1 protein-coding gene is annotated in these 646 nt (G+C 55.3%); it reads right to left on the reverse strand.

From position 1 onward, the window contains the following. A partial coding sequence (locus tag AACR93_RS01465) for an EF-Tu C-terminal domain-related protein (RefSeq protein ID WP_043852153.1) occupies positions 1-646 on the reverse strand: 646 nt, incomplete at both ends.

A 646-nucleotide genomic window follows, 5' to 3' on the forward strand; every position in this document is an offset into this window, starting at 1 on the left:
GCAATCAGGGTAACAACCATCTTGATGTTGTCGCCCGGCATTACCATCTCTACGCCTTCCGGCAGCTCGATGGTACCGGTCACGTCGGTAGTACGGAAGTAGAACTGCGGACGGTAGCCTTTGAAGAACGGGGTATGACGACCACCTTCTTCTTTGGACAGTACGTACACTTCAGATTCAAACTTGGTGTGCGGCTTGATGGTGCCCGGCTTGGCCAGTACCTGACCACGCTCTACGTCTTCACGCTTCACGCCACGCAGCAGTGCACCGATGTTCTCGCCTGCACGACCTTCGTCCAGCAGTTTGCGGAACATTTCAACGCCGGTACAGGTGGTCTTGGTGGTATCTTTGATACCAACGATTTCCACTTCTTCACCAACTTTAACGATACCGCGCTCTACACGACCGGTAACTACAGTACCACGGCCAGCGATAGAGAATACGTCTTCGATCGGCATCAGGAACGGCAGGTCGATTGCACGCTCCGGCTCCGGAATGTAGCTGTCCAGGTGGCCAGCCAGTTCCAGGATCTTCTCTTCCCACTGAGCTTCGCCTTCCAGCGCTTTCAGTGCAGAACCACGGACTACCGGCAGGTCATCACCCGGGAAGTCGTACTCGGACAGCAGTTCGCGAACTTCCATCTCGA

Origin of the sequence: Aeromonas sp. L_1B5_3 (genome assembly GCF_963866575.1) — a bacterium.
GTDB lineage: Bacteria > Pseudomonadota > Gammaproteobacteria > Enterobacterales > Aeromonadaceae > Aeromonas > Aeromonas jandaei.